Origin of the sequence: Sphingomonas sp. SKA58 (genome assembly GCF_000153545.1) — a bacterium.
In the GTDB taxonomy this organism is placed as follows: Bacteria; Pseudomonadota; Alphaproteobacteria; order Sphingomonadales; family Sphingomonadaceae; genus Sphingobium; species Sphingobium soli.
In genome coordinates this window covers 208,245-230,992 of record NZ_CH959307.1, presented here as the reverse complement: position 1 = coordinate 230,992, position 22,748 = coordinate 208,245, and the positions used below count along the sequence as shown (strand labels likewise).

General features: G+C 62.9%; 22 protein-coding genes and 2 tRNA genes. 8 read left to right on the top strand and 16 right to left on the bottom strand.

What is annotated here, in order from left to right:
• Positions 1 to 213 precede the first annotated feature (213 nt).
• From SKA58_RS10390 to SKA58_RS10360, 7 genes are all read right to left on the bottom strand, one after another.
• Positions 214 to 1,005, bottom strand: coding sequence for a phosphoadenylyl-sulfate reductase (locus SKA58_RS10390; protein ID WP_009822379.1), 792 nt, complete (start codon positions 1,003 to 1,005; stop codon positions 214 to 216).
• Positions 998 to 1,438: a DUF934 domain-containing protein gene (locus SKA58_RS10385; protein WP_009822378.1), complete on the bottom strand. Its 441-nt coding sequence runs from the start codon at positions 1,436 to 1,438 to the stop codon at positions 998 to 1,000. The genes SKA58_RS10390 and SKA58_RS10385 overlap by 8 nt, the downstream gene beginning before the upstream one ends.
• A complete protein-coding gene (locus tag SKA58_RS10380) occupies positions 1,431 to 3,062 on the bottom strand; it encodes a nitrite/sulfite reductase (protein ID WP_009822377.1) in 1,632 nt (543 codons plus the stop codon). The genes SKA58_RS10385 and SKA58_RS10380 overlap by 8 nt, the downstream gene beginning before the upstream one ends.
• A 3-nt stretch (positions 3,063 to 3,065) precedes the next feature.
• Positions 3,066 to 3,362, bottom strand: coding sequence for a DUF2849 domain-containing protein (locus tag SKA58_RS10375; RefSeq protein ID WP_009822376.1), 297 nt, complete (start codon positions 3,360 to 3,362; stop codon positions 3,066 to 3,068).
• A complete protein-coding gene (cobA, locus tag SKA58_RS10370) occupies positions 3,359 to 4,165 on the bottom strand; it encodes a uroporphyrinogen-III C-methyltransferase (protein WP_037542974.1) in 807 nt (268 codons plus the stop codon). Before cobA ends, SKA58_RS10375 begins: the two co-directional genes overlap by 4 nt.
• A gap of 88 nt (positions 4,166 to 4,253) precedes the next feature.
• Positions 4,254 to 5,687: a succinylglutamate-semialdehyde dehydrogenase gene (gene astD / locus SKA58_RS10365; protein ID WP_009822374.1), complete on the bottom strand. Its 1,434-nt coding sequence runs from the start codon at positions 5,685 to 5,687 to the stop codon at positions 4,254 to 4,256.
• 51 nt (positions 5,688 to 5,738) lie between these two features.
• On the bottom strand, positions 5,739 to 7,133 hold the full coding sequence (locus SKA58_RS10360) for a protein adenylyltransferase SelO family protein (protein WP_009822373.1): 1,395 nt from the start codon (positions 7,131 to 7,133) through the stop codon (positions 5,739 to 5,741).
• Positions 7,134 to 7,171: 38 nt separating this feature from the next.
• Here SKA58_RS10360 and SKA58_RS10355 point away from each other — a divergent pair, with 38 nt between their 5' ends.
• From SKA58_RS10355 to SKA58_RS10340, 4 genes are all read left to right on the top strand, one after another.
• Entirely contained in the window at positions 7,172 to 8,047 is an 876-nt protein-coding gene (locus tag SKA58_RS10355) for an alpha/beta fold hydrolase (protein WP_037543394.1), read from the top strand.
• Positions 8,040 to 9,173, top strand: a complete 1,134-nt coding sequence (locus SKA58_RS10350; RefSeq protein ID WP_037542971.1) for a glycosyltransferase — start codon at positions 8,040 to 8,042, stop codon at positions 9,171 to 9,173. Before SKA58_RS10355 ends, SKA58_RS10350 begins: the two co-directional genes overlap by 8 nt.
• Positions 9,174 to 9,260: 87 nt before the next feature.
• Positions 9,261 to 10,664 (top strand): NAD(P)H-dependent flavin oxidoreductase, encoded by a 1,404-nt coding sequence (locus tag SKA58_RS10345; protein WP_037543392.1) that lies wholly within the window; start codon positions 9,261 to 9,263, stop codon positions 10,662 to 10,664.
• 5 nt (positions 10,665 to 10,669) lie between these two features.
• Complete coding sequence (locus tag SKA58_RS10340; RefSeq protein ID WP_037543390.1) at positions 10,670 to 10,906, top strand: DUF2093 domain-containing protein; 237 nt, start codon at positions 10,670 to 10,672, stop codon at positions 10,904 to 10,906.
• 306 nt (positions 10,907 to 11,212) lie between these two features.
• Here SKA58_RS10340 and purU read toward each other — a convergent pair whose 3' ends face one another.
• The 3 genes from purU to SKA58_RS10325 all read right to left on the bottom strand — a co-directional run bounded on the left by purU (position 11,213) and on the right by SKA58_RS10325 (position 14,571).
• Entirely contained in the window at positions 11,213 to 12,052 is an 840-nt protein-coding gene (purU, locus tag SKA58_RS10335) for a formyltetrahydrofolate deformylase (RefSeq protein ID WP_009822368.1), read from the bottom strand.
• Positions 12,053 to 12,124: 72 nt separating this feature from the next.
• The gene (gene astD, locus SKA58_RS10330) at positions 12,125 to 13,525 is read right to left on the bottom strand and encodes a succinylglutamate-semialdehyde dehydrogenase (RefSeq protein WP_037543385.1); all 1,401 of its coding nucleotides are present in this window, start codon (positions 13,523 to 13,525) and stop codon (positions 12,125 to 12,127) included.
• 5 nt (positions 13,526 to 13,530) lie between these two features.
• Positions 13,531 to 14,571: a 2-oxoadipate dioxygenase/decarboxylase family protein gene (locus SKA58_RS10325; protein WP_009822366.1), complete on the bottom strand. Its 1,041-nt coding sequence runs from the start codon at positions 14,569 to 14,571 to the stop codon at positions 13,531 to 13,533.
• Between the two features lie 88 nt (positions 14,572 to 14,659).
• On the opposite strand from SKA58_RS10325, the gene gcvA reads away from it, so the two are divergent.
• Positions 14,660 to 15,553, top strand: coding sequence for a transcriptional regulator GcvA (gene gcvA, locus SKA58_RS10320; RefSeq protein ID WP_009822365.1), 894 nt, complete (start codon positions 14,660 to 14,662; stop codon positions 15,551 to 15,553).
• Between the two features lie 7 nt (positions 15,554 to 15,560).
• On the opposite strand, the gene SKA58_RS10315 is transcribed toward gcvA, so the two are convergent.
• Positions 15,561 to 16,568 (bottom strand): SPOR domain-containing protein, encoded by a 1,008-nt coding sequence (locus SKA58_RS10315; RefSeq protein WP_009822364.1) that lies wholly within the window; start codon positions 16,566 to 16,568, stop codon positions 15,561 to 15,563.
• A gap of 170 nt (positions 16,569 to 16,738) precedes the next feature.
• Between SKA58_RS10315 and SKA58_RS10310 the strand changes: the two genes are divergently transcribed.
• Genes SKA58_RS10310 through SKA58_RS10300 form a run of 3 tightly spaced genes read left to right on the top strand, consistent with a single transcriptional unit; the run spans position 16,739 to position 19,388 of the window.
• The gene (locus SKA58_RS10310) at positions 16,739 to 17,455 is read left to right on the top strand and encodes a ParA family protein (RefSeq protein WP_009822363.1); all 717 of its coding nucleotides are present in this window, start codon (positions 16,739 to 16,741) and stop codon (positions 17,453 to 17,455) included.
• 15 nt (positions 17,456 to 17,470) lie between these two features.
• The gene (locus SKA58_RS10305; RefSeq protein ID WP_009822362.1) at positions 17,471 to 18,028 is read left to right on the top strand and encodes a hypothetical protein; all 558 of its coding nucleotides are present in this window, start codon (positions 17,471 to 17,473) and stop codon (positions 18,026 to 18,028) included.
• A gap of 4 nt (positions 18,029 to 18,032) precedes the next feature.
• On the top strand, positions 18,033 to 19,388 hold the full coding sequence (locus tag SKA58_RS10300) for an SPOR domain-containing protein (protein ID WP_037543379.1): 1,356 nt from the start codon (positions 18,033 to 18,035) through the stop codon (positions 19,386 to 19,388).
• A gap of 87 nt (positions 19,389 to 19,475) precedes the next feature.
• Here the strand turns inward: SKA58_RS10300 and SKA58_RS10295 are convergent.
• The 5 genes from SKA58_RS10295 to moaA all read right to left on the bottom strand — a co-directional run bounded on the left by SKA58_RS10295 (position 19,476) and on the right by moaA (position 22,662).
• A tRNA-Asn gene (locus SKA58_RS10295) sits at positions 19,476 to 19,550 on the bottom strand.
• Between the two features lie 88 nt (positions 19,551 to 19,638).
• Complete coding sequence (locus SKA58_RS10290; protein WP_037543377.1) at positions 19,639 to 20,628, bottom strand: threonine ammonia-lyase; 990 nt, start codon at positions 20,626 to 20,628, stop codon at positions 19,639 to 19,641.
• An 82-nt stretch (positions 20,629 to 20,710) separates the two neighbouring features.
• Positions 20,711 to 20,785, bottom strand: a tRNA-Asn gene (locus SKA58_RS10285).
• Between the two features lie 93 nt (positions 20,786 to 20,878).
• Positions 20,879 to 21,655, bottom strand: a complete 777-nt coding sequence (locus tag SKA58_RS10280) for an NAD kinase (protein WP_009822359.1) — start codon at positions 21,653 to 21,655, stop codon at positions 20,879 to 20,881.
• Positions 21,652 to 22,662: a GTP 3',8-cyclase MoaA gene (gene moaA, locus SKA58_RS10275; RefSeq protein WP_037542967.1), complete on the bottom strand. Its 1,011-nt coding sequence runs from the start codon at positions 22,660 to 22,662 to the stop codon at positions 21,652 to 21,654. Before moaA ends, SKA58_RS10280 begins: the two co-directional genes overlap by 4 nt.
• Between the last annotated feature and the right edge of the window lie 86 nt (positions 22,663 to 22,748).

Here is a 22,748-nt window from a genome sequence, read left to right as displayed (position 1 = left end):
GTTTCGGCTCTTTTTCGCGAGGAGGCGCGGAGTCTTTTGCGCGGCCAGCGGCTGCTGCCTATGCTACCTAGCCATTAGCGATTTTCAGGAGAAAGCGTCGCGTTCTCTGCGCCTCTGCACGCACCAAAAACTGCAGTGAGCGAACTTCCCCGGCCATCCTGCGCGTCTCGGCGTCTCTCGCGTGAACCAAAAGGCGCGAAATGCCGGTCGGCCTCAGAACACAGGCATATTCGCCGGATCATTGGCTTCGTCGTCTGGTCCCGAAATTGGACTGACCGGGGAATGGATGCCGCATTCCACCTTGTCCCAGCCACGCCAGCGCCCTGCGCGTGGGTCTTCGCCGGGCAACACCTTGGACGTGCAGGGCTCGCAGCCGATCGACAGATAGCCCTGCGCCTCCAGCGGATGCCGCGGCAGATCGTGCTCGGCGAAATAGGCTTCCAGATCGGTCTTGGTCCAGTCGCCCAGCGGATTGATCTTCAATCGGCCGTCCTCCACCTCGAACCGGGGAAGGTTCTGACGGGTCACGGACTGAAACGCCTTGCGGCCCGAAATCCAGGCGTCCAGGCCATCCTTGGCGCGCTTCATAGGCTCGACCTTGCGAATCTCGCAGCACCCATCGGGATCATAGGACCAGCGCAAGCCCGTTGCATCCTTGCTGGCAATGGCATCGGGAAGCGGCGTCACGGTGCGGCTATCGGTAAATCCCAGCCGTTTAATGAGTGTGTCCCTATAATTCAGCGTTTCCGCGAACATTTTGAGTGTGTCGACGAAGATTACCGGCACGGTCCGGTCCGCACTGGCCACCAGATCCAGCAGCACGGCGCTTTCGGTGCCGAAAGAGGAGACGACCGCGACGTTGCCAGCCAGGCCCTCGGCGAACACGGTCTTGAGCATCGTCAACGTGTCGATGCCTTCAAACCGCGCGTTGAGCGCGTCGGCATCGCCCTGCGTGAAGGCAGGGCGCGCGTCGATAATGTCGATCTTGCGGGCAGGTTCAGCCATCTATGTTCTCCGGATGCCGCTTCGCCCAGATGGGCGCACGGCCATCGACCGATTTTTGGTAGACATCGGCGTAGCGCGTAAGCGCACGCTCGACCGCTTCGTCGTCCAGCGGCTTGGCAGGGTGGAAACTATCAAAGCCGCAACGGCGCATGGCGACGATCTGATCGACCAGAACATCGCCTACCGCGCGTAATTCCCCCGCATAGCCTGCTTCGCGCAGGATGCGGGCGGCCGAGTAGCCGCGCCCGTCGCCAAAAGCGGGGAAGTTCACTTCGACCAGCGAGAGCCTGTCGAGATGCGGCAGCAATTCGCGCGCATCCTCGCCCGCCTCGATCCGCACCGCGGTGGAGTTGGACTGGCCGGTGAAGGCTTCGACCGTAACGGTCGGTTCCTGCGTGGCGTCATCCTCACGGAAGGACAGGAATTCAACCATAGATCGCCTCCTTGAAGGGCTTCATGCCGATGCGGCGATAGGTGTCCAGGAAGCGCTCGTCGCCCTCGCGCTGGGCCAGATAGATGTCTGTTACCTTCTCGATCGCGTCGACGACGCCATCTTCGGAAAAACCGGGGCCGGTGATCTGCCCCAGCGAAGCATCGTCCGCGCCCGAACCGCCCAGCAGCAGCTGGAAATTTTCCACGCCCTTCCGGTCCACGCCCAATATGCCGATATGACCGGCATGATGGTGGCCGCAGGCGTTGATGCAGCCTGAAATCTTGAGCTTCAATTCGCCCAGCTCTGCTTGCCTTTCCGCGTCGGCAAACCGCTGCGCGATTTTCTGTGCCAGCGGGATCGACCGCGCATTGGCGAGCGCGCAATAATCCAGGCCAGGGCAGGCGATGATGTCGGTGATAAGGTCAAGATTGGCCTCGGCGAGGCCGGCCTCATCCAACTTCTGCCAGATGGCGTACAGGTCCGCCTTCTTCACGTGCGGCAGAATCAGGTTCTGCGCATGCGTCACCCGGATTTCGTCCAGGCTATATTGCTCGGCCAGCGACGCCACCAGTTCGATCTGCTCGGCCGAAGCGTCGCCGGGGATGCCGGTCAGCGGCTTCAGGCTGATATTGACGATGGCATAGCCAGCCGCCTTATGTGTGGCGACTTGCCGGTCGACCCACAGGGCAAAGGCGGGGTCACTACGGTCAATATCCTCGCTAAGCCCGGTTTCATAGGCTGGCGGTGCGAAAAAGGCGCGGATGCGGTCCAGTTCCTCGACCGGCGGGTTGAGGCCAAGGGTGCGCATATGCGCAAATTCTTCCTCGACCTGCCGCTGATATTCCTCGACGCCCAGTTCGTGGACCAGGATCTTGATCCGGGCCTTGTATTTGTTATCGCGGCGCCCATAGCGATTATAGACGCGCAGGCATGCTTCCAGATAGGAAATGATCTCGTCTTCGGGCACGAAATCGCGGATCAGGGGCGCGACCATCGGGGTGCGCCCCATGCCGCCCCCGGCATAGATTTCCGCGCCAATCGCGCCGTCGCGCTCCACCAGCTTCAGCCCGATATCGTGCAACCGCATCGCAGCGCGATCTTCGTCAGCCGCAATCACCGCAATCTTGAACTTGCGCGGCAGATAGGTGAATTCGGGATGGAAGCTCGACCATTGGCGTAGCAGTTCGGCCCAGGGGCGGGGGTCCGCCACTTCGTCTGCGGAAACGCCCGCATATTGGTCGGACGAGATGTTGCGGATGCAATTGCCGCTGGTCTGGATCGCGTGCATTTCGACGGTCGCCAACTCAGCGAGAATGTCGGGTGCGTCGGCCAGTTTGATCCAGTTATATTGCAGGTTCTGGCGCGTCGTGAAGTGGCCATAACCGCGGTCATATTTCTGCGCGATCTCACCCAGCTTGCGCATCTGCCTGGCCGACAGCGTGCCATAGGGGATGGCGACGCGCAGCATATAGGCGTGCAGTTGCAGATAAAGGCCGTTCATCAGCCGCAGCGGCTTGAACTGATCCTCAGTTAACGCCCCGGTCAGGCGGCGCTGCACCTGATCGCGAAATTCCTCGACGCGGGCGTCCACCATGGACTGGTCATAGCTGTCATAACGATACATGGTTCAGATCACCCAATTGCCGGCATCGGCATCGTTCGGTTTCAGGGTCAGGTCGGGGCGCACCGTGGGGCCGAGCGCGCGAATGCGGTCCTTGATATGCGCGGGGCGAACGCCCTCGTCGGTTATGGTGGCGTCGATCACGTAGGCGCCCACGACGCGCAAGGCCGCTTCCTCGGTCCGCGCAAGGTCGTCGCCGGTCTGCCCTACGTCGATGCTGTCGCCCACCTGGCGCGACCAGCCGTCGCCCGCCCACCAGATGACGTCGCCACTCACCAGGTCATTGCCCGTCAATATCTTCATTCTACCCTTTTCCCGCCGGTGGCCCGACCTTCTTGAGTGTTTGCCAGCGCACGGCAGGCGTCGAGCATATCATGCGCCAGTGCGTGTGCCGCCACTTCGCCCACCACGATCAGCGCCGGGCTGACAATTTTTTCGCGCACCACCATGTCGCCCAGATCGGCAAGCAATGTCCGCAGCGTCCGCATCTCGGGCCGGGTTCCGTTTTCCAGAACCGCTACTGGCAGCGCGGGCGAAACGCCGTCCGCGATCAATTTGTCGGCAATATCGGCCGCGGTCGCCACGCCCATATAGATGACGAGCGTACGCCCGATTCCCGCCAGGCCCGACCAGTCCTGATCCGACAGGCCCTTGCACTGGCCAGCGACAAAGGTCACGGCGCTGGACGCGGCGCGATGGGTAAGGGGAAGCTGCGCCTGCGCCGCGCTGCCGATGGCTGCGCTGATGCCCGGAACCACCTCGACCGGCACGCCCGCCGTGCGGCAGGCATCCACTTCCTCGCCGCCCCGGCCGAAGATGAAAGGATCGCCACCCTTCAACCGCACGATCTTGCGCCCTTCGCGCGCCAGATCGATCAGCAAGACATTGATCGCATCCTGCGGCATGGAATGGCGGCTGCGTTGCTTGGCGACCGAAATAAGCTCTGCGTCCGGCGAAGCCAGCGCCAGGATAGCGTCCGACACCAGACCGTCATGCACGATGACGTCGGCCTCGCCGATCAGGCGTGCGGCCTTGATCGTCAGCAGGTCCGGATCGCCCGGACCTGCGCCGACTAAAAAGACGGTGGCAGGGATAATGTCATCCATGCCATTGCAGATGGCCAATGCCCCGTCGCAGTTCAATTCAGAATGGATATGCGGGGGATTAGGAAATGTTTTTGCGCCGATGCCGGCTTCATTCGCCCATCGCGCTCACGTCTATGTCCTTAAGGCCAACGCCAATGGAGGCGCGTGGCTTCTCCAGCTCCACCGAAACGACGGGATAGGCGCAATAGTCCGCGGCATAATAGGCGCCTGGCCGATGGTTGCCCGAAATGCCGATGCCCCCGAACGGCGCATTGGATGCTGCGCCGTTGGTGGGACGATTCCAGTGAATGACGCCGGCGCGGACATTGGACCAGAATTGATTATATTGTTCCGGTGATCCGCCGACGAGCGAAGCCGCCAGCCCATAGCGGCTGTTATTGGCCTCCGCGATCGCCTCGCCGAAATCGCTCACCCGGATCACCTGCAACAAGGGTCCGAACAGCTCGACATCGGGCCGTTCCTTCATATTCGTCACATCGATGATTGCTGGACTGAGGAAAGGGAGGCCGGGCCGTGTGCGCACCATATGCTTGATCGGGCGCCCGCCATTGCTCATCAGCCACAGAAAGCTTTCGGTCAAACCGTCCGCGACCTGATTGTCGATGACCGGACCCATATAGGGCGTCGGCGTCGCATGGGGCTGATCGACGATCAAGCGGTCGGCCAGTTTCTTGACTTCGGCAATCAGCGTGTCGGCGATGTTGTCCCGCACGATCAGGCGACTAGCAGCGGTGCATCTTTGCCCGCTCGTCAGGAAAGCGGATTGCACGACGATGGCGGCGGCGGCCGGAATTTCTGGCGTATCCCATACCAGGATGGGATTGTTGCCGCCCATTTCCAGTGCCAGGATCTTCGACGGCTGCGCCGCGAACTGGCGATTGATCGCAATACCGGTTTGCGCAGACCCGGTGAACAATATGCCGCCGACATCCGCATGGGAAGCCAGCGCCTTCCCTATGTCGGGGCCGCCCTGCAACAATCGCATCGCGCCTGTTGGAATTCCCGCTTCGTGCAGCAACCGCACCAGCATTTCGCCAACGGCCGGGGTCCGGTCAGAGGGTTTGAACACGACGGCATTGCCCGCGAGCAGCGCAGGGATGATATGTGCGCCCGGTAGTTGCGCGGGGGCATTGTAAGGTCCCAACACCGCCATGACGCCATGGGGTTTGTGCCGGACGGACTGGCGTGCGCCCATATTGGCTTCCAGCCGACGTTGACCCGTGCGTTCCGAATAAGCGGCGACGCTGATATCGACCTTGCCCATCAACGCCGCTACTTCGTCGCGCGCCTCCCAAAGCGGCTTTCCTGTTTCTCGCGCGATCAGGTCGGCCAGCGCTTCGTCTTCGCGCCGAACGACATTGACGAAGCGGCGCAGCGTTTCGATGCGATAGGCGATGGGCTGCGCCGCCCATCGCGGCCAGCTCGCGCGCGCAGCGGCGACTTCCGCTTCGACATCGCCCGGCTCCCCCTGCCAAAGCAGGGTACCCGTGGCGGGTTCGTGGGATGTAAGCGACGCGACCATTTGGATAACGCTATGCGGGAAATTGGTTAACGAAATGAGAGGGTGTCGGGATCATGCCACTGACACGCTGCCATGCGCCGCGCCCATGCGACGGATCGCAGCGACCTTGGCATAGAGCGGTTCCCAATCATCATGCCGGTCGATGGTGCTCCAGATCGCCTCGACCTCTTCGATGTGCATCGAGCACGGTTCTGCATCCTGCCAGTAATCATGCATTCGGGCATCAGGCTCCGGCTCGCACGCCACGATGCTCTCCCGGAACGGCGCCCATGCCGCATCTGCATAGACAGCAGGTGCGGGCGCGACGCCGCCGCGCCAGTCATGGAAGAACCGGTCGATAGGCGTGCCGGTTTGCGTCATGCCGCGTACGGCCGCCTCGATCATCGAACCGGACTGCGCATTTTCCTGAACGCCAAGCCGCCAGCAGAAACGCCGCTGCACGGCAGCGCCATACAGGTCTGGAAAGCGTTCCAGTTGCGCTACGAGCGGCTCTGCCGGCGTGATCACCCGAAGCGACACGGCCAGTTGCGCCACGTCCCAATGGATAGCCTCGGCCTGCCGACCGAAGGCGTAAAGGCCGCCATGGTCGAAATAGGCGGCGGTGAAGGCGGGCTCCCATAATGGCGTGAAACGCCAGGGGCCATAGTCGAAGCTTTCGCCCGTGACGTTGATATTGTCGCTGTTGAGCACGCCGTGGACGAAGCCCGCCACCATATAGCTTGCAGCCAGATCGGCGGTGCGCTCAACCACACGGGCGAGCAATTGGGCCGCAGGATCATCTCCAGGCATCTCGTCGTATAGATGCCTCAGCGCATAATCGGTCAATCGCTCCAGCAGCGCTGCGTCTTCCAGAAATGCCGCCCTCTGGAATGTGCCGATGCGGATATGGGAATGGCTCAGGCGCACCATGGCGGCGCCCCGTGTCGGGGACGGCTCGTCATTGCGCTCCAGCGCTTCGCCCGTCTCGATAATGGAGAGCGTGCGCGACGTATTGACGCCCAGGGCCTCCAGCATTTCCGTCGCCAGAATCTCGCGCACGCCGCCCTTCAGCGTCAGCCGCCCGTCGCCAAACCGGCTATGGGGGGTTTGTCCCGATCCCTTGGTGCCAAGGTCCATCAGGCGGCCTTGGCGGTCACGCAACTGGGCAAACAGGAACCCGCGGCCATCACCGATGTCGGGATTATAATGGCGGAACTGGTGGCCGTGATAGCGCAGCGCCAGCGGCTGGGGCAAGCTGCCTGCCAGCGGCGCAAAGCGGCCGAAATGAGCGATCCAGGCATCATCAGTCAGCCCATCGAGCCCAACATCAGCCGCAGCACGGTCATTGCGATAGCGCAGGATGGTCTGTGGGAAATCGGCGGCGGCCACTGGATCGGCGATGTCGGGCATCAACGCGTCGATTTCGGTCGCGGGACGATAATTGGCGGCTTGCGGCGTCTGGCTCATGCGGCGATATGGGGGTGTCAGGGCGGAAGGATCAAGTTTTGACCGGCTATACGGATGGATATTGGTGGTCACCCGACGGGCTGCGGCTCCATTATCGGGATTATATCAGGCAAGGCGCCGATGATGGTCGGCCGCCTTTGCTTTGCCTGCCCGGCCTGACGCGCAATGCGCGCGATTTCGAGCCGCTGGCTGAACGACTTTCGGGCCAATGGCGCCTTATCTGTCCCGACATGCGCGGCCGTGCGGAAAGCGCCTATGCCAAGGACGCGATGAGCTATGTGCCGCTGACCTATCTCCAGGATATCAGCCGCCTGCTTGCCGATCTGGCGATCACCAGATTCGTCGCGATCGGAACGTCGCTGGGCGGCATCCTTACCATGTTGATCGCTGCCACCCATCGCGAATGGCTTGCGGGCGCGTTGCTCAATGATGTTGGCCCGGCGCTGGACCCCGCCGGGCTTGACCGCATCCGCTCCTATGTCGGCGTCGGGCAATCCCATCCGACCTGGGTTCATGCCGCCCGCGCGCTCGCTGACGCCAATGGTGACGTTTATCCGGGCTATGACCTGGAACAATGGATCGCCATGGCCAAGCGCCTCTATCGCCTCAACAGCGGCGGGCGCATCGTGCTGGACTATGACATGAAGATCGCCGAACCCATTCGCGCGATGGGCAGCGAAACCGGAGTCGATATGTGGCCCGTCATGCCCGCCTTTGGCGGTATTCCGACGCTGCTGCTGCGCGGGTCGCGTTCCGATCTGCTGAGCGCCGACAATGCCCTTCGGATGGCGCGCGACATTGGCGAAAGCGCTGAACTGGTCACCGTGCCTGATGTGGGCCATGCGCCAGTGCTCGACGAACCCGAGAGTCTGGCTGCGATCGACCGGCTGCTCGATCGGGTGTTGCGTGGCTGAACCACCGCATATTCTCCATGTCCATGGCAGCTTTTCCCTCGGCGGTAAGGAAGCGCGCGCAACCCGCCTGATGAACATCTGGGGCGACAAGGCGCGCCACAGCATTATGAGCGCCGATCCGTTCGCCATGGGCGCGCGCGACGCCATCGATCCGGGAGTTGATGTCACTTATCCCGATGCCCCGTCCTTTGCGGGCAAGCCCGGCTTTGCGCGCTATCGCGAAATCCGTGCTTTCCTCAAAGGCTTCAACCTTGTCCTGACTTATAATTGGGGGGCGATGGACGCAGTGATGGCCCATCGCCTGGGCGGCGGGACGGCCAAGGGGCTGCCGCCGCTCATCCATCATGAAGATGGCTTCAATGCGGATGAGGCAGAGGGATTAAAGACCAAGCGCAATCTTTTTCGCCGCATTGCGCTCCAACGGGCGCATGGCCTTGTCGTGCCTTCGGTGCTGCTGGAAAGCATTGCGTGCAACGTCTGGAAGCAACCCGCGCATAGGCTGCACCTTATCCGCAATGGCATTGACGTCGCGCGCTATGGCGTCCCGCCCGTGACAGACGCGATTCCCGGTCTGGTGCGCACGCCCGGCAAGCTGCTCGTCGGCACGCTTGCGGGATTGCGCGCGGTCAAGAATATCCCCCGGCTGGTCCGTGCGGTCGCAGCGCACAAGGATCGGCTGCAATTGGTCGTGGTGGGGGAAGGGCCTGAGCGAGCGGCGATCATCGCCGAGGCAGCCGCCCACGGACTGCACGATATGCACATGGCGGGCTTTCTTGACCGTCCCTGGCGCTTCGTCGGTCTGTTCGATATCTTTGCCCTGTCTTCGGATAGCGAGCAATTTCCGATTTCGCTGGTGGAGGCTATGGCGGCCGGACTGCCTGCTGCTTCGATGGATGTCGGTGATGTCGCCAACATGGTTGCGCCGGAAAACCGCCCCTTCGTCGTATGCGATGAGCAAGGGCTGGCTCACGCGCTCGGGCAACTGGCTGCTGACACTGAACTGCGTGCCCGGCTGGGCGCCGCCAATCAGGCGCGCGCCGCCCGCGATTTCGCGGAGGAAACTATGGTAAATGCTTATGCGTCTCTCTACGGCGAAGCTCTGGCCAGCCCCATGATTTTGCGCTAGGGCGCGCGAAATTCGTCATGGGCAGCCGATGCTGCTATAAGGTCGCTTTACCCGGACATGGATCGGGCGCATGTGCAGGAGATGTCGTTGTTCAAGGGGTTGAAGCCCATCGTCTATGGCGGCCGCGAAGTCTGGCCGCTGGTCGAAGGCGGCAAGGGTGTCGCCGTGTCCAACCACGCCAGTTCAGGTGCGTGGGCAGCTGCCGGTGGCATCGGAACAGTGTCCGCAGTCAACGCGGACAGCTATGACAGTTTCGGTAACATCATTCCCCAGATCTACCATGGCCGCACCCGGCGCGACCGGCATGAAGAACTGATCGCCTATGCGATCGATGGCGCGGTCGAGCAGGTGAAGCGCGCGTTCGAGATTGCCGGGGGCAAGGGCGCGATCAACATCAACGTCCTATGGGAAATGGGCGGCGCGCAGCGCGTGCTGCATGGCGTATTGGAAAAGACGCGCGGCATGGTGGCAGGCGTCACCTGCGGCGCGGGCATGCCTTACAAGCTTTCCGAAATCGCGGCATCCTATGACGTGTCCTATCTGCCCATCGTGTCTTCGGGTCGCGCCTTCCGCGCGTTGTGGAAGCGTGCCTATTCCAAGGCGTCGGAATGGCTCGCGGCGGTGGTCTATGAAGATCCGTGGCTGGCCGGCGGTCATAATGGCCTTTCCAATGCCGAGGATCCACGTGCGCCGCAGGATCCCTATCCCCGCGTCAAGGCACTGCGCGACACGATGCGCGAAGGCGGCATTTCGGATGATGTGCCCATCGTCATGGCCGGGGGTGTCTGGGCGCTCAAGGACTGGAACGACTGGATCGATAACCCTGAACTTGGCTCTATCATGTTCCAGTTCGGCACTCGTCCGTTGCTGACGCAGGAAAGCCCCATCCCCCAGGAATGGAAAGATCGCCTGCTGCACCTGGAGCCTGGTGACGTTCTGCTACACAAATTTTCGCCAACCGGTTTCTACAGTTCGGCGATCCGCAATCCCTTTCTCCGCTCGCTCGAAGCGCGGTCGGAACGGCAAATTCCTTTCAGCACGGAACAGGCAGGCGACCACACGCATCAGCTGGATGTCGGCGTAAAGGGCAAGAATTTCTGGGTGACGCTGGGCGATCTTCAGCGCGCCCGCCAATGGTTCGGCGCTGGCTTCACCTCCGCCCTGAAAACGCCAGACAATACGCTGGTGTTCGTAACCGAAGAAGAAAAAGCGGAAATCCGCAAGGATCAGACAGATTGCATGGGTTGCCTCAGCCAATGCGCCTTTTCCAGCTGGATGGATAGCGAGACCAACTCCACAGGCCGCCTTGCCGATCCACGCAGCTTCTGCATCCAGAAATCGCTCCAGGAATCGGTTCATGGCGGCGATCTCGACAAGAATCTGCTATTTGCGGGCCATGCGGCCTATCGTTTCAAGCAGGATCCTTTCTATTCGAACGGATTCGTCCCGACCGTAAAGCAACTGGTCGATCGTATCCTGACGGGCGATTGATGCAGATGATCGGCGATGTCCCGGGCTTGGCAGTTCTGGAATATGATGCGGCGGATTTTGCGATCATCCGGCCCGGGCAATTTGTGCTCTGCGCCGTGTCGGGCGCGCGCATCGATTTGCAGGACCTGAAATATTGGAGCGCTCGCTGGCAGGAAGCCTATCGGGGGGCTGAAGAGGCGACAGCGGCATATCTACGCCACCAGAATCCGGTGGCTGAAGATGATATTGCCAGGCGCGATTAGCCGCGATCAGCCTTCGATTTTTATTCCAAGCTGGCCTTCACATTTCGCAATTTTCCAGTTTCGTTAACGGCCGCTTTGTTGTAATCTTTCGCCAGAAGCGACGAAGATCGCTCCTGGGTGAAGGATGTCTATTCATGTCTCGTATTGATGTTTTCGGCGACCGTATCTGCATTATCTCCAGCCTGCTGATTGTAGGCTGGTTTTTGTACAGCTTGGTCGGCTGAAAAGCGCGCATTGGCTTTTTGACGGTCTACAGGCTCCACAGCGCCTGAGCAGGGCGATTCGGTTGCCCAGAAAATTAGGCGCCTATCGGAAAACGACCGTCTTGCCGCCATTGCGCAGCACGCGCCGGTCGGCGATCCAGGAAACCGCACGGGCAAGCACCTGCGCCTCGATATCGCGGCCGATGCGGATAAGGTCTTCCGGCGTGGCGCGATGATCGACGCGCTCGACCGCCTGTTCGATGATCGGGCCTTCGTCCAGGTCGGCGGTGACGAAATGCGCGGTCGCACCGATCAGCTTGACTCCGCGCTCATGCGCCCGGTGATAGGGGCGCGCGCCCTTGAAGCCAGGAAGGAAGCTGTGGTGGATGTTGACGCAGCGCCCCGCCAGCCGATCGACCAGCTGCTCCGATAGCACCTGCATATAGCGGGCCAGGATCAGATAATCGGAACGGCCGCGCTCGAAAATGTCGAGCAACGCGGCCTCTTGCGCTGCCTTGTCGCCGTTCGGCGGTAGCTCATGATAGGGGATGCCATGCCATTCGGTGATGCGCCGCATGTCGGGATGGTTGGACACGACGCCCATGATATCTACCGCCAACATACCGGCCTGCCACCGGTGCAGCAGATCGGCCAGGCAGTGCGATCCCTTCGACACCGCAATCAGCATGCGGGGCCGGTGGCGCGCTTCTTCCAGCGACCAATCCATCGCGAAGCGCGTACCGATCGTGGCAAAGTCCGCGCGCAGGGTCTGGGTATCGCGCATCCGATCGTCGGTTGCCTCGAACGCGACGCGCATGAAGAACAGGTCCGCGTCGCGATCGGCATATTGCTGGCTGTCGGTGATGAACCCGCCTCGCTCCGCAAGAAACTGGCTGACGGCGGCGACGATGCCGACACGATCGGCGCAGACCAAAGTCAGCACCCAGGATGAATCAGCAACGTGCGGCAACGGCCCCTCCAACGATATGCGGATTATGCCGTTGCCCTAAGCCATTCAGCTGTTCAACCCGTTAACCGGAACCGCGCTGACGCCGTTGGCTTCGAAACTGGCGATCGGATAGGCGCAATAGTCCGCGGCATAATAGGCACTGGGACGGTGATTACCCGATGCCCCCAGGCCCCCGAACGGCATATTGCCCGCAGCGCCCGTCGTCGGGCGGTTGCGATTGACGACGCCGGCGCGGCTTTCTTCCACCACGCGGCGCCAGAGCGCTTCGTCCTGCGATATCAGCCCGGCGGAAAGTCCGAAACTGGTGGCGTTCGCCGTGGCCATCGCCGCATCGAAATCCGGCACGCGCATTATAGAGAGGACTGGCGCGAAAATCTCCGCGTCCGGCGCATCGACGCCGGTCATGTCCAATATGGCGGGCGTTACGAAAGCGGCGCTGCGATCGTCCACTCCTTCAAAGGGGCGGATTACGCGCGCGCCGCGCGCGATCAGGTCGCTGACAGCCCTATGGGCGCTGGCGGCAGCCTGATCCGACACCAAAGGTCCCATGAACGCCTCGCCCTGTTCGTTCCAGGCGGCAATCGGCAGTCTGGCAGCCAAAGCGGCCGTCGCCTCTACGATGGCGTCACCGGTCGCGCCTTCGGGAACGATCAGCCGGCGCGCGCAGGAACAGCGCTGGCCGGTCGTGATGAAGGCGGAGTTGATAATGATTGACGCGGCATCATCCGGGCTGTCCCAGGCGATCAGCGGGTTATTGCCGCCCAGTTCCAGCGCCATGATGACGTGCGGCCGATCGACCAGAGCCCGGCGCAGTGCTGCGCCAGCGCCCGCTGATCCGGTGAAGAGCAAGCCGTCAATATCGCCAGCGACCAATGCTTCGCCGGTCGCGCGACCGCCGTGAACGACGGTCAACAGGCCATCGGGCAGGCCTGCCGCCGTCCAGGCATCGGCCATGGCTGCGCCGGTGGCGGGCGTGATTTCCGATGGTTTGAACACCACGGCATTGCCCGCGATGAGAGCGGGCACGATATGACCATTGGGCAGATGGCCGGGGAAATTATAGGGGCCAAGCACGGCCATCACGCCATGGCCGCGATGCCGCAGTACCGCGCGGCCAAAGGGCATGTCGGCGGCGCGTTCGCCCGTGCGTTCGGCATGCGCCTTGATCGACACCTCGACCTTGGCGATCATCGACCCGACTTCGGCATCGCTTTCCCACAGTAGTTTGCCGGTTTCCCTTGAGATAAGTTGCGCCAGTTCCGCGCGTCGATCGCCCAATATGGCGGCATAGCTGCGGATGATGGCGATCCGATCGTCCACGGGCAGCGCGCGCCAGCCGGGCAGGGCGGCGCGGGCTGTGGAGATGGCGCGCGCGCAATTGGCGGCGCGCGCCACTGGCCCTTCCCAGATAAGTTCACGCGATGCAGGGTCGAAAGATTGCAGCATATCGGTCACCGGGTCGTCCTTTCCTGCGCTTTTTCCTGTGCGCTCGTCATCGCAAATATGCCGGTCGCGTTACCGGTGTCGAACGCCAGGTCGATCAGCCCGGTTTCGGGGTCGATGTCCCGGCTGATAAATTCGAAGAAAGAACCGGAAACCTGCCGTGTATCTCCCTCGGCGAAGGGGCGCATGACGCTGTCTGCGCGAAATGCCGTCTGGCGCACGCGACCGCTGGCGGAGATTTCCAGCCGCTCCTTCATCGGGCGATCTTCGTCTTTCAGTCGTTGGGCGAGTGTGGCGACATCGGGCACGCGATCGGTCGCATGGTTGAAGGCATTGCCCTCGGTCGCAATCCAGGCCGCTTCGTTGGAACGCGATAGCAGCAGCTGATAGTCAGCGAAGGCCGGGGGGCTATGCTGCCGGTCGAAGGCGGCGACAATGGTCGGCAGCGCGGCCAGCGCGACATCGAAGGCGACAGCTTCATCGGCTGCAAAGCGATTGAGTACAGCCTTCGCCTCCTCGTCCAATGGATCGCGTGAGGTGCCAAACACACGCCGGGCGGCTTCGGAAAATTCGGGGTCGAAGCGGTCGACATGGAGTTCGGAAAGGAAGAACTGCGGAATCGCATCGGGATGATCGATATGGCGATAGGCGCGCCCGGTCATCTTTAGCCGGTCGAGTGGATAAATAGCCGCCATTTCATAGCCCAGCGGCAGGAAGATGCGGGTGAAGGCATCCTCGCCACCGGGGAGATCACCGGTCGGGCCGTCGGGAAAGCGAATGCTGCGCAGCGCGCCATGGTCGAATACGATCCGGCGGCCACGGGCCAGCGCGTCGGCGACATAGGCGTGGCCGCTCGGCACGCGGGTCAGCAAATCGTGGAATAGCGCGACATTCATCGCCATGGCGAAAGCCGCGCGCGACACCTGACCACCGCGTTCCGCCAGCAGTGCGGGGGCGATGTCCAGCATGTCCAGCGTGCGTCGGCCATCAATGTCGCCAAGGGTGCACATCACCAGCCGTTCGATGGTGCTCATATTCTCATTCGACATATAAATGCTCCGGCATGACAGACGGATTGTCTCAGGATATGGCAGTTAAGGCAAATGGTGTCCTGTCATATGCAGATGAGCTTAGGGAATGAATGAACCGCGCAAATGGTTGCCACCGATGAGCGCACTGACCGCGTTCGAGGCAGCGGTGCGCCATGGTGGCTTTTCTCGCGCCGGAGAGGAGATCGGCCTGACGCAGAGTGCGGTCAGCCGCCAGATCGCGCAACTGGAAGCGATGTTGCAAACGCCGCTATTCGACCGGATCGGTCGCCGCGTGCGCCTCAACGATGCCGGGCGGGTCTATGCCGACGCGTTGCTTCCCGCGCTGGATCGCATCCGCCAGGCGACGGCTCGTGCGGCGGCCCGCGCTCCGCAGACCGCGCTGCGCATCGCAACGCTGCCGAGCTTTGGCATGCGCTGGCTTGCGCCGCGCCTGCCACTGCTGACGGCTCGACATCCTGAGTTGGTGATCGACTTCGCCGCGCGCTCGCAGCCCTTTGATTTCACCCATGAGGATTTCGATGCAGCTGTCCATTTCGGTGTCGCGAAGGATTGGCCGGGGGTGCAGATGGACTTTCTGTTCCGCGAAGAGGCCATTCCCGTCTGCGCGCCCGACTGGCTTGCGGCCCATCCATTGCGGACGCCCGCAGACCTGCTGAATGTTCCGCTGCTCAGCCAGACGTCCCGCAGGGATGCGTGGCCCCGATGGCTGGCGGCGGCCGGGGTCGATGCGTCCGAACTGGCACTTGGCCCGACATTCGAACATTTCCTGATGCTGGCCCAGGCGTCGGCCGCCGGGGCCGGGGTTGCGCTGATCCCCAGCTTTCTCATTCGCCCGGAACTGGATGCGGGCACATTGGTGGTCCCTTTTGCCCGTCCATTGTCCAACGAGCAGGCCTATTATCTGGTCTATCCGCCCGAAGCGCTTTCCCGACCGGCCGTCGCGCAGTTTCGCGACTGGATGCTGGAACAGGCGGCGTGACGCGACGTCACTTCTTCGTGGCGAAACACTCCGAACCCGCAGCCTTGATCCGGCTGCACAGACGTTCCGCGTCACTGCTGGTGGCGATGGGGCCAGCCTGAAGCCGCGTGACATTGCCGACGCGGACCAAATAGGGCTGATAGGCGGACAGGCCACTCACCTTGCCAGTCAAGCGACCCCACAGCGTACGCGCGCTGCCTTCCTGACCAAAGGCGCCAAGCTGAACCCGCCAATCCCCTGATGCGGCCGGCGCAGGCGCCGGACGTGGTTGCGGCTTGGGCTCAGCCCTTGGCTGTGGCGTTGCCTGTGGTGCGGCAGCAGCCTGCTGAACGGGCTTTGCCTTGACGATGGGCGCCGGCGTCGATGCCGGAATGTCGGTCGCGCGCACGGCCGAAGGGCCAGGACGGGCCGGTGCGGCAGGCGTGTTTGCCGACAGGTCGCCTTTGCCCTTCTCAATGTTGACCGCCAGGGCCAGGCCCTGCTTGCGCTGATCGTCGGGAATATATTTGTCCATCTGGGCCAGGCTGGTCGTGGCCTGCGTCAGGCCCGAGGCCGACGCGCGGCTCATCAACGCATAAGCGCGCACCCAGTCCTTTGCGATCAAGTCGCCGTTAAATAGCGCCGTGCCGACAATATATTGCGCGCGGGGTTCGCCCCGCATCGCGGCGCGTTGTAGATAGGGCATGGCATTTGCGCGGTCGCCCTGTTGGAACATCAGCAGGCCCAGATTGTCTTCGGCGCGCAAATGGCCCTGCGCCGCCGCCTTGCGATACCAGTCGAGCGCCACCCTGAAATCGGGCTGGACACCCCTGCCAAGCTTGTAGGCCTGACCCATGTTGAACTGCGCATCGGGATCGCCAGCCTCCGCCAAAGGCCGCCATTCGTTGATGGCGCGCGCATAATCGCCTTGCTGCCAGGCATCGACGCCTGCCTTCACATCGGCCAGCGCCGGAGCGCCCATGCCCAGCATCGCCACCAGCGCCACCGTCCCGATCCTATGCCCCATGATGTGCATCCGTGTCATAATCCCTGCCCATTCACTGTCGGACGCTTGTAGCCCGAACGAGGTTAAGAGGCTGTTAGCATAAACGGGTGTCCATTCAGACAGGCTTGGCGCGGTTAACCAAATCTTAGATGCGGCCATGGCATTGCCTTGCGGAACGGGAATGTCTTCGGGGGAAGTGCGTGCGAATTCTGGCATTGGCATCGCAGAAGGGCGGTTCTGGCAAGACGACGCTGTCCGGGCATCTGGCGGTGCAGGCCCAGCGCGCCGGCGCGGGACCGGTCGTCCTTATCGACATCGACCCCCAGGGATCGCTCGCCGACTGGTGGAATGAGCGCGAGGCCGAATTTCCCGCCTTCGCCCAGACCACGGTCGCGCGTCTGGCGTCCGACCTGGAGATATTACGCCAGCAGGGCTTCAAGCTCGCCGTCATCGACACCCCGCCAGCCATCACCATGGCGATCCAGAGCGTGATTTCGGTCGCCGAACTGATTGTCGTTCCCACCCGTCCCAGTCCGCATGACCTGCGCGCCGTGGGCGCGACGGTGGATCTGTGCGAACGTGCGGGCAAGCCGCTGATTTTCGTCGTCAACGCCGCCACGCCCAAAGCGCGGATCACGTCCGAGGCCGCCGTCGCCCTGTCACAACATGGCACGGTTGCGCCGGTGACGCTGCATCATCGCACCGATTTCGCCGCGTCGATGATCGACGGTCGCACGGTGATGGAGGTGGACCCGCGTGGTCGCTCCGCCAGCGAAGTCGAATCGCTGTGGGCCTATGTCTCCGACCGGCTGGAGAAGAATTTTCGCCGCACGGTATTTTCCGTGCCCCATGGCAGCGTCGGCACGGTCGCCGCGCGCCCGGTCGGCGGCGGCTTTGGCCGTCGCGTGAGCCAGTAAGGGAGGCACAGGCATATGGGCGAACCCAAACCACTCGCGTCGCTGACGTCCGGCCTGCTTGCCCGCAAGGGCGCGGCCCAACCGGCCATGCGCCGGCCGATGCTCGGCTTTGGCCGCGGTCCGGTGAACGCGTTGCAACAGGATGATCTGGGATGGAACGACATGGGGTTCGACGTCGAACCTGCGCCCCAGCCCGTGGAACAGCCGGCCGCGATCGGCCTGACGCCGATGGGCGTCACGCTGGATGCACCAGTGCCTGCCGTTGTTACTGAGCGTGAGAATCTGGCCGATCGGATCAACGCCGCGCCTGAGGCTGCGAAGCCCAAGCGGGGTAAGCCGGCGAAGCATGTGAAGCCGGTCGTCGACGTGGCTCAGGGACGCAAGGCGGCCTTCACGCTGCGTCTTGACGCGGATCGCCGCCTCAAGCTTCGCCTCGCCAGCGCCGTGACCGGTCGGTCCGCACAGCAGATGCTGACGCAGGCGCTGGACGAACTCCTGATGACCCTGCCGGAAATCGACCGGCTGGCCGAACAGTTGCCGCAGGGGCGGCGCACGATGACAAAGGGTGGATAAGATGATGAATCGCACGACGTTCGGAAAGGCGGCGATATCCTCGCTGATCGTCGCCACCACCATGGTCGGTTGCACGGGGGCGGCATTCCACCCCCGCGCGTCGATCTCCCAGCCCAAGGGCGATGCCGCGAAACTGGCTGCGAAGGCGACCAAGGCGCTGGATGATCGCGATGCCGGCGACGCGGTGAAGGCGGCAGAGGCCGCGGTCCAGATGGCCCCACAAAATGGCGATTATCGTCAGTTGCTCGGGCGCGCCTATGTCCTGGCCGGGCGCTTCGCATCGGCGGAAACAGCTTTGTCTGACGCCTTGGCGCTTGGCAGCAGCGACGCGCGCACGATCGTCAGCCTGGCGCTGGTGCAAGTGGCGCAGGGGCGATCGGACACCGCGCGCAGCCTGCTGGCGGGCCATGCGGACACGATCCCGGCGTCGGACTATGGCCTGGCCATGGCGATGGCAGGCGATGCGGATAACGGAGTGCGCATTCTGTCGCAGGCGATCCACGATCCTTCGGCGACCGCGCGCACGCGGCAGAATCTGGCCTATGCCTATGCCCTGGCGGGCCGCTGGAAGGATGCGCGATTGGTGGTGGGAATGGACCTCGACCCCGCCGACGCCAACAAGCGCGTGACGGAATGGGCGCAGCTTGCCGCGCCCGCGCTTGCGCCGCAGCGTGTTGCCGCACTGATGGGCGTGACCATGAACGAAGCCGATGCGGGGCAGCCCGCAATGCTTGCGCTTGCGCCGGTGGCGCCCGAAGCGGCTGCCGCTGATCCGGTCGCTCTGGCAGCCGCCGCGCCGGAAGCGGTTTCTCAGCCGGCGGCGGACGTTGAGCCGGTCGCCTTCGCCGATGCCGCGCCTGAAGTGCAGCCTGTTCCCAAGCCGATGGTCGCCGCTGCTCCGATCACGCGCGTTGCCGCACGTGACTTCATCGTGGAGAATCGCAATTCCCGTCTGTCAAAGGCCAAGCCTGCCGCAGTCATCGAGCAGGCCGTTGCCCGCCAGCCGGCCGCACGGATGCAGAAGGCCGCCTTCATCAAGCCGGCATCCAATGCCAGCAACTGGGTCGTGCAATTGGGCGCGTATGACAGCGCCGCGATCGCGCGCGAGAAATGGACCGCCATGGCTGGCCGGAACAGCGCGCTCGGCGCCTTTCCCGTGCTGACCAGCCAGGCGAAGGTTGGCGGTCGGCTTTATCATCGACTGGCGGTGAGCGGCTTTGCCGACCGCAATGACGCGATGACCGCATGTCGCATGATCCGGTCGCAGCATGGGCAATGCTTCGTGCGCGAAACCGCGCCTGGTGCTACGCCACAGCGCTGGGCGGTCTCTGGTCGCGGCCGGCAATACGCCGCGCGCTGATCCCGTTTCTTCCCTAGCATGACGTGAAGCGCGCGGAGCCATCCCGGTTCTGCGCGTTTCTTTTTCCGGGACGATATGGGTGAAAATTGGCTCCCCGAGTAGGATTCGAACCTACGGCCATTCGATTAACAGTCGAATGCTCTACCGCTGAGCTATCGGGGAGCGGCCCCGCACTGAGCCGGGCAGGCCGCGCATATGCAGCGCCAGGCGGGGCTTGGCAAGGGGGAGGAGAGAAATTGTCCCGCCGCCCTCAATCATTTCCGCTGATGATGTCCGCGAACAGATCAGGATCGACGTTGGCGCCGGAAATGACCACGGCCCGATCTCCATCACAGGGCGGAGCCTTGCCTGCGAGCAGAGCCGCCAAGGCCACGGCTCCGCCCGGTTCTGTCACCAGTTTCAGCGTCGAGAAGGCAAAGCGCATCGCGGCGCGCACCTCTGCGTCGCTGACCGCAAGGCCACCTGCCAGCAACATTTGGTTGATCGGAAAGGTGAGGGCGCCCGGACTGGGGGCCAGCAGAGCGTCGCAGATGGATGTTGCGCCTGGCGCCACCTGCTCGCGCACGCCGCTGGTTAGTGATCGGGCCGTATCGTCATAGCCGTCCGGTTCGACGCTGTAGAGCGCGATATCGGGGCGGGCTGCCTTGACGGCCGTGGCGATGCCGGAGATCAGTCCGCCACCGCCGCAGCACACCAGGATTTGCGTGATATGGGCCTGCGCCTCCTGCGCCTGATCAAATATTTCCAAGCCGACCGTGCCCTGGCCTGCCATGACATGCGGATCGTCGAAAGAGGGAAGCAGGGTTGCGCCGCCGTCGCGGGCGAGGCGGGTCGCGATGTCTTCCCGGCTTTCGGTCAACCGGTCATAGGGAATGATGCGGGCGCCCATCGCGCGCGTGTTGGCGGCCTTGATGGCGGGCGCGTTGGACGGCATGACGATGGTAGCGGGCATGTCGAGCATGCGCGCGGCGCAGGCAACGCCCTGCGCATGATTGCCCGATGACCAAGCGACCACGCCTGCTGCCCGTTCTTCTGATGACAGGCGCGCCAGGCGATTATAGGCACCGCGGAATTTGAATGATCCGGTATGCTGCGCGCCTTCGAACTTGATGAAGATGCGGCTGCCAATGCGTTCATTGAGCACGCGGTTCTCGATCAGTGGCGTGCGCACCGCTACACCGTCGAGCAGACGGGCGGCGTCCAGCACATCGGCAATCTGGATGGCGGGGGAATCAGGCATCGGACACTCCTTGCGACAGACGGCATAGACCGGACGCATGGCACCTGTCAGTGCAGGATCATCGCATATGTGGAGTGGAAAGTGGCTCCCCGAGTAGGATTCGAACCTACGGCCATTCGATTAACAGTCGAATGCTCTACCGCTGAGCTATCGGGGAGCAACCCGGCTTTCGCTGGGCAGGCCGCGCCTATAGCAGCGCCTTTCTTGCCATGGCAAGCGTCAAATTGTCGAAATATCCTGCCCGGAAGCCCTAGGCGATGAACTGCTCCGCAGCGATCCGGTCGTCAAGCGTATGCTCAGGATCAAACAAGAGGGTGAGCGGGGTGGTCCGGTCGATGCGGACTTCCACCTGCGCGACGTCGCGCACTTCGCGCTGGTCGGCGACAGCGCTGACTGGCCGCTTGACGGGATTAAGGACGGAAAAACGGATCCGCGTTGCTTCCGGCAGGATCGCGCCGCGCCAGCGTCGTGGACGAAAGGGGCTGATCGGCGTCAGCGCCACCAATGCGGATCCCAACGGCAGGATAGGACCATGCGCCGACAGATTATAAGCGGTGGAGCCTGCCGGCGTCGCTACCAGCACACCGTCGCAAACCAGTTCGGGCAGAACGATCCGGCCATTCACCTCTACCTCCAATTTGGCGGTCTGGCGCGTTTCGCGCAGCAGCGACACCTCATTGATGGCGGGAATCGAAAACTGCTCGCCATCGACAGTGTCGACCGTCATGCGCAGCGGATTGACCTTGAAGCTCTTCGCCTTTGAAAGCCGCTGGTCCAGCCCGTCGAGTCGCCATTCGTTCATGAGGAAGCCCACGGTACCGAGGTTCATGCCGAATATCGGCAGAATGCGTCGTGCCTCCAACATCGCATGCAGGGCCTGGAGCATAAAGCCATCTCCGCCCAGCGCGACAACCATGTCCGCCTGCTCGATCGGGGCGAAGTCATATACGGCGCGCAGCCTTTCTTCCGCCGCGCGCGCCGCTGGAGTAGGAGACGCGACCAGAGCGCGCCGGCTATCGACGCTCATCCGCCGGTCACGCTCATGTGACGACGGGTGGCGGCGGGCGCGTTTGCGCCAATGTGGAAGTCATGCGCAGCAGGCTTGAGGCGCAGCGCCCGGTCGACAAGCGGCTGGACCGCGTCCGGTCCGCCTTCGCGAAGCGCCGCCTTGAAATCGACATGGTCCTCATGCCCCAGGCACATGAATATCTTGCCTTCGCAGGTCATGCGGATGCGATTGCAATCGGCGCAAAAATTGCGGGTGAGGGGGGTGATGAGGCCCAGCCGCACCCGCATGCCGTCAACGGCATGATAGCGCGAAGGGCCGCCGGTGCGATGCGCGATCGGGGCCAAGGGGTGCTCGGCCGCGATATCGTCTATCACCTGTGTCAGCGGAAGATAATGATCGGTCCGGTCTTCACCCGTATCGCCAAGCGGCATGGTCTCAATGAGGCTGAGGTCGAAACTCTGGCTGTCGCACCAGCGCAGCATCGGCAGGATTTCGTCGTCATTGATGCCTTTGAGCGCGACCATGTTGATCTTGACGGCAAGGCCGGCCGCGCGCGCGGCATCCAATCCCGCGAACACGCGGCCGATATCGCCGCCACGCGTCACGTCCGCAAAGCGCGCAGGATCGCGGCTGTCGAGGCTGACATTGACGCGGCGGACGCCCGCATCGAAAAGGTCCTGCGCATGACTATCGAGCCGGGTCGCGTTGGTGGTGAGGGTCAGTTCGTCCAGTCCGCTACCCAGATGACGGCCGATCCGCCGCACCAGTTCGCCAATGTCGCGCCGGACCAATGGCTCTCCACCCGTCAGCCGGATTTTCGTGATGCCGCGCGCGATGAAGAGATCGGCCAGCAGCGCAATCTCCTCCAGGCTCAAGACCTGATCACGGGGCAGGAAATGCATTCGTTCGGCCATGCAATAGCGGCAGCGCAAATCACATCGATCCGTCACCGAAATCCGCAAATAGCTGATCCGGCGGCCCAGAGCGTCGATCAATGGTGCGGACGAGGAAGTGGCTGTGGCCATGGGGTATAGCTAGGCGATGGCCATGGCCCGTGCAAGCACCCCGGTTGCAGTGACGCAAACGGGTCGGTAACGCCTTGCTGATAGGA

What these genes read in the sequence shown, in the direction of transcription:
- SKA58_RS10390 (WP_009822379.1), bottom strand. Translation starts at nt 1,005, where the DNA reads ATGGCTGAACCTGCCCGCAAGATCGACATTATCGACGCGCGCCCTGCC.
- SKA58_RS10385 (WP_009822378.1), bottom strand. Translation starts at nt 1,438, where the DNA reads ATGGTTGAATTCCTGTCCTTCCGTGAGGATGACGCCACGCAGGAACCG.
- SKA58_RS10380 (WP_009822377.1), bottom strand. Translation starts at nt 3,062, where the DNA reads ATGTATCGTTATGACAGCTATGACCAGTCCATGGTGGACGCCCGCGTC.
- SKA58_RS10375 (WP_009822376.1), bottom strand. Translation starts at nt 3,362, where the DNA reads ATGAAGATATTGACGGGCAATGACCTGGTGAGTGGCGACGTCATCTGG.
- cobA (WP_037542974.1), bottom strand. Translation starts at nt 4,165, where the DNA reads ATGGATGACATTATCCCTGCCACCGTCTTTTTAGTCGGCGCAGGTCCG.
- astD (WP_009822374.1), bottom strand. Translation starts at nt 5,687, where the DNA reads ATGGTCGCGTCGCTTACATCCCACGAACCCGCCACGGGTACCCTGCTT.
- SKA58_RS10360 (WP_009822373.1), bottom strand. Translation starts at nt 7,133, where the DNA reads ATGAGCCAGACGCCGCAAGCCGCCAATTATCGTCCCGCGACCGAAATC.
- SKA58_RS10340 (WP_037543390.1), top strand. Translation starts at nt 10,670, where the DNA reads ATGATCGGCGATGTCCCGGGCTTGGCAGTTCTGGAATATGATGCGGCG.
- astD (WP_037543385.1), bottom strand. Translation starts at nt 13,525, where the DNA reads ATGCTGCAATCTTTCGACCCTGCATCGCGTGAACTTATCTGGGAAGGG.
- SKA58_RS10325 (WP_009822366.1), bottom strand. Translation starts at nt 14,571, where the DNA reads ATGTCGAATGAGAATATGAGCACCATCGAACGGCTGGTGATGTGCACC.
- gcvA (WP_009822365.1), top strand. Translation starts at nt 14,660, where the DNA reads ATGAATGAACCGCGCAAATGGTTGCCACCGATGAGCGCACTGACCGCG.
- SKA58_RS10315 (WP_009822364.1), bottom strand. Translation starts at nt 16,568, where the DNA reads ATGCACATCATGGGGCATAGGATCGGGACGGTGGCGCTGGTGGCGATG.
- SKA58_RS10305 (WP_009822362.1), top strand. Translation starts at nt 17,471, where the DNA reads ATGGGCGAACCCAAACCACTCGCGTCGCTGACGTCCGGCCTGCTTGCC.
- SKA58_RS10300 (WP_037543379.1), top strand. Translation starts at nt 18,033, where the DNA reads ATGAATCGCACGACGTTCGGAAAGGCGGCGATATCCTCGCTGATCGTC.
- SKA58_RS10290 (WP_037543377.1), bottom strand. Translation starts at nt 20,628, where the DNA reads ATGCCTGATTCCCCCGCCATCCAGATTGCCGATGTGCTGGACGCCGCC.
- SKA58_RS10280 (WP_009822359.1), bottom strand. Translation starts at nt 21,655, where the DNA reads ATGAGCGTCGATAGCCGGCGCGCTCTGGTCGCGTCTCCTACTCCAGCG.
- moaA (WP_037542967.1), bottom strand. Translation starts at nt 22,662, where the DNA reads ATGGCCACAGCCACTTCCTCGTCCGCACCATTGATCGACGCTCTGGGC.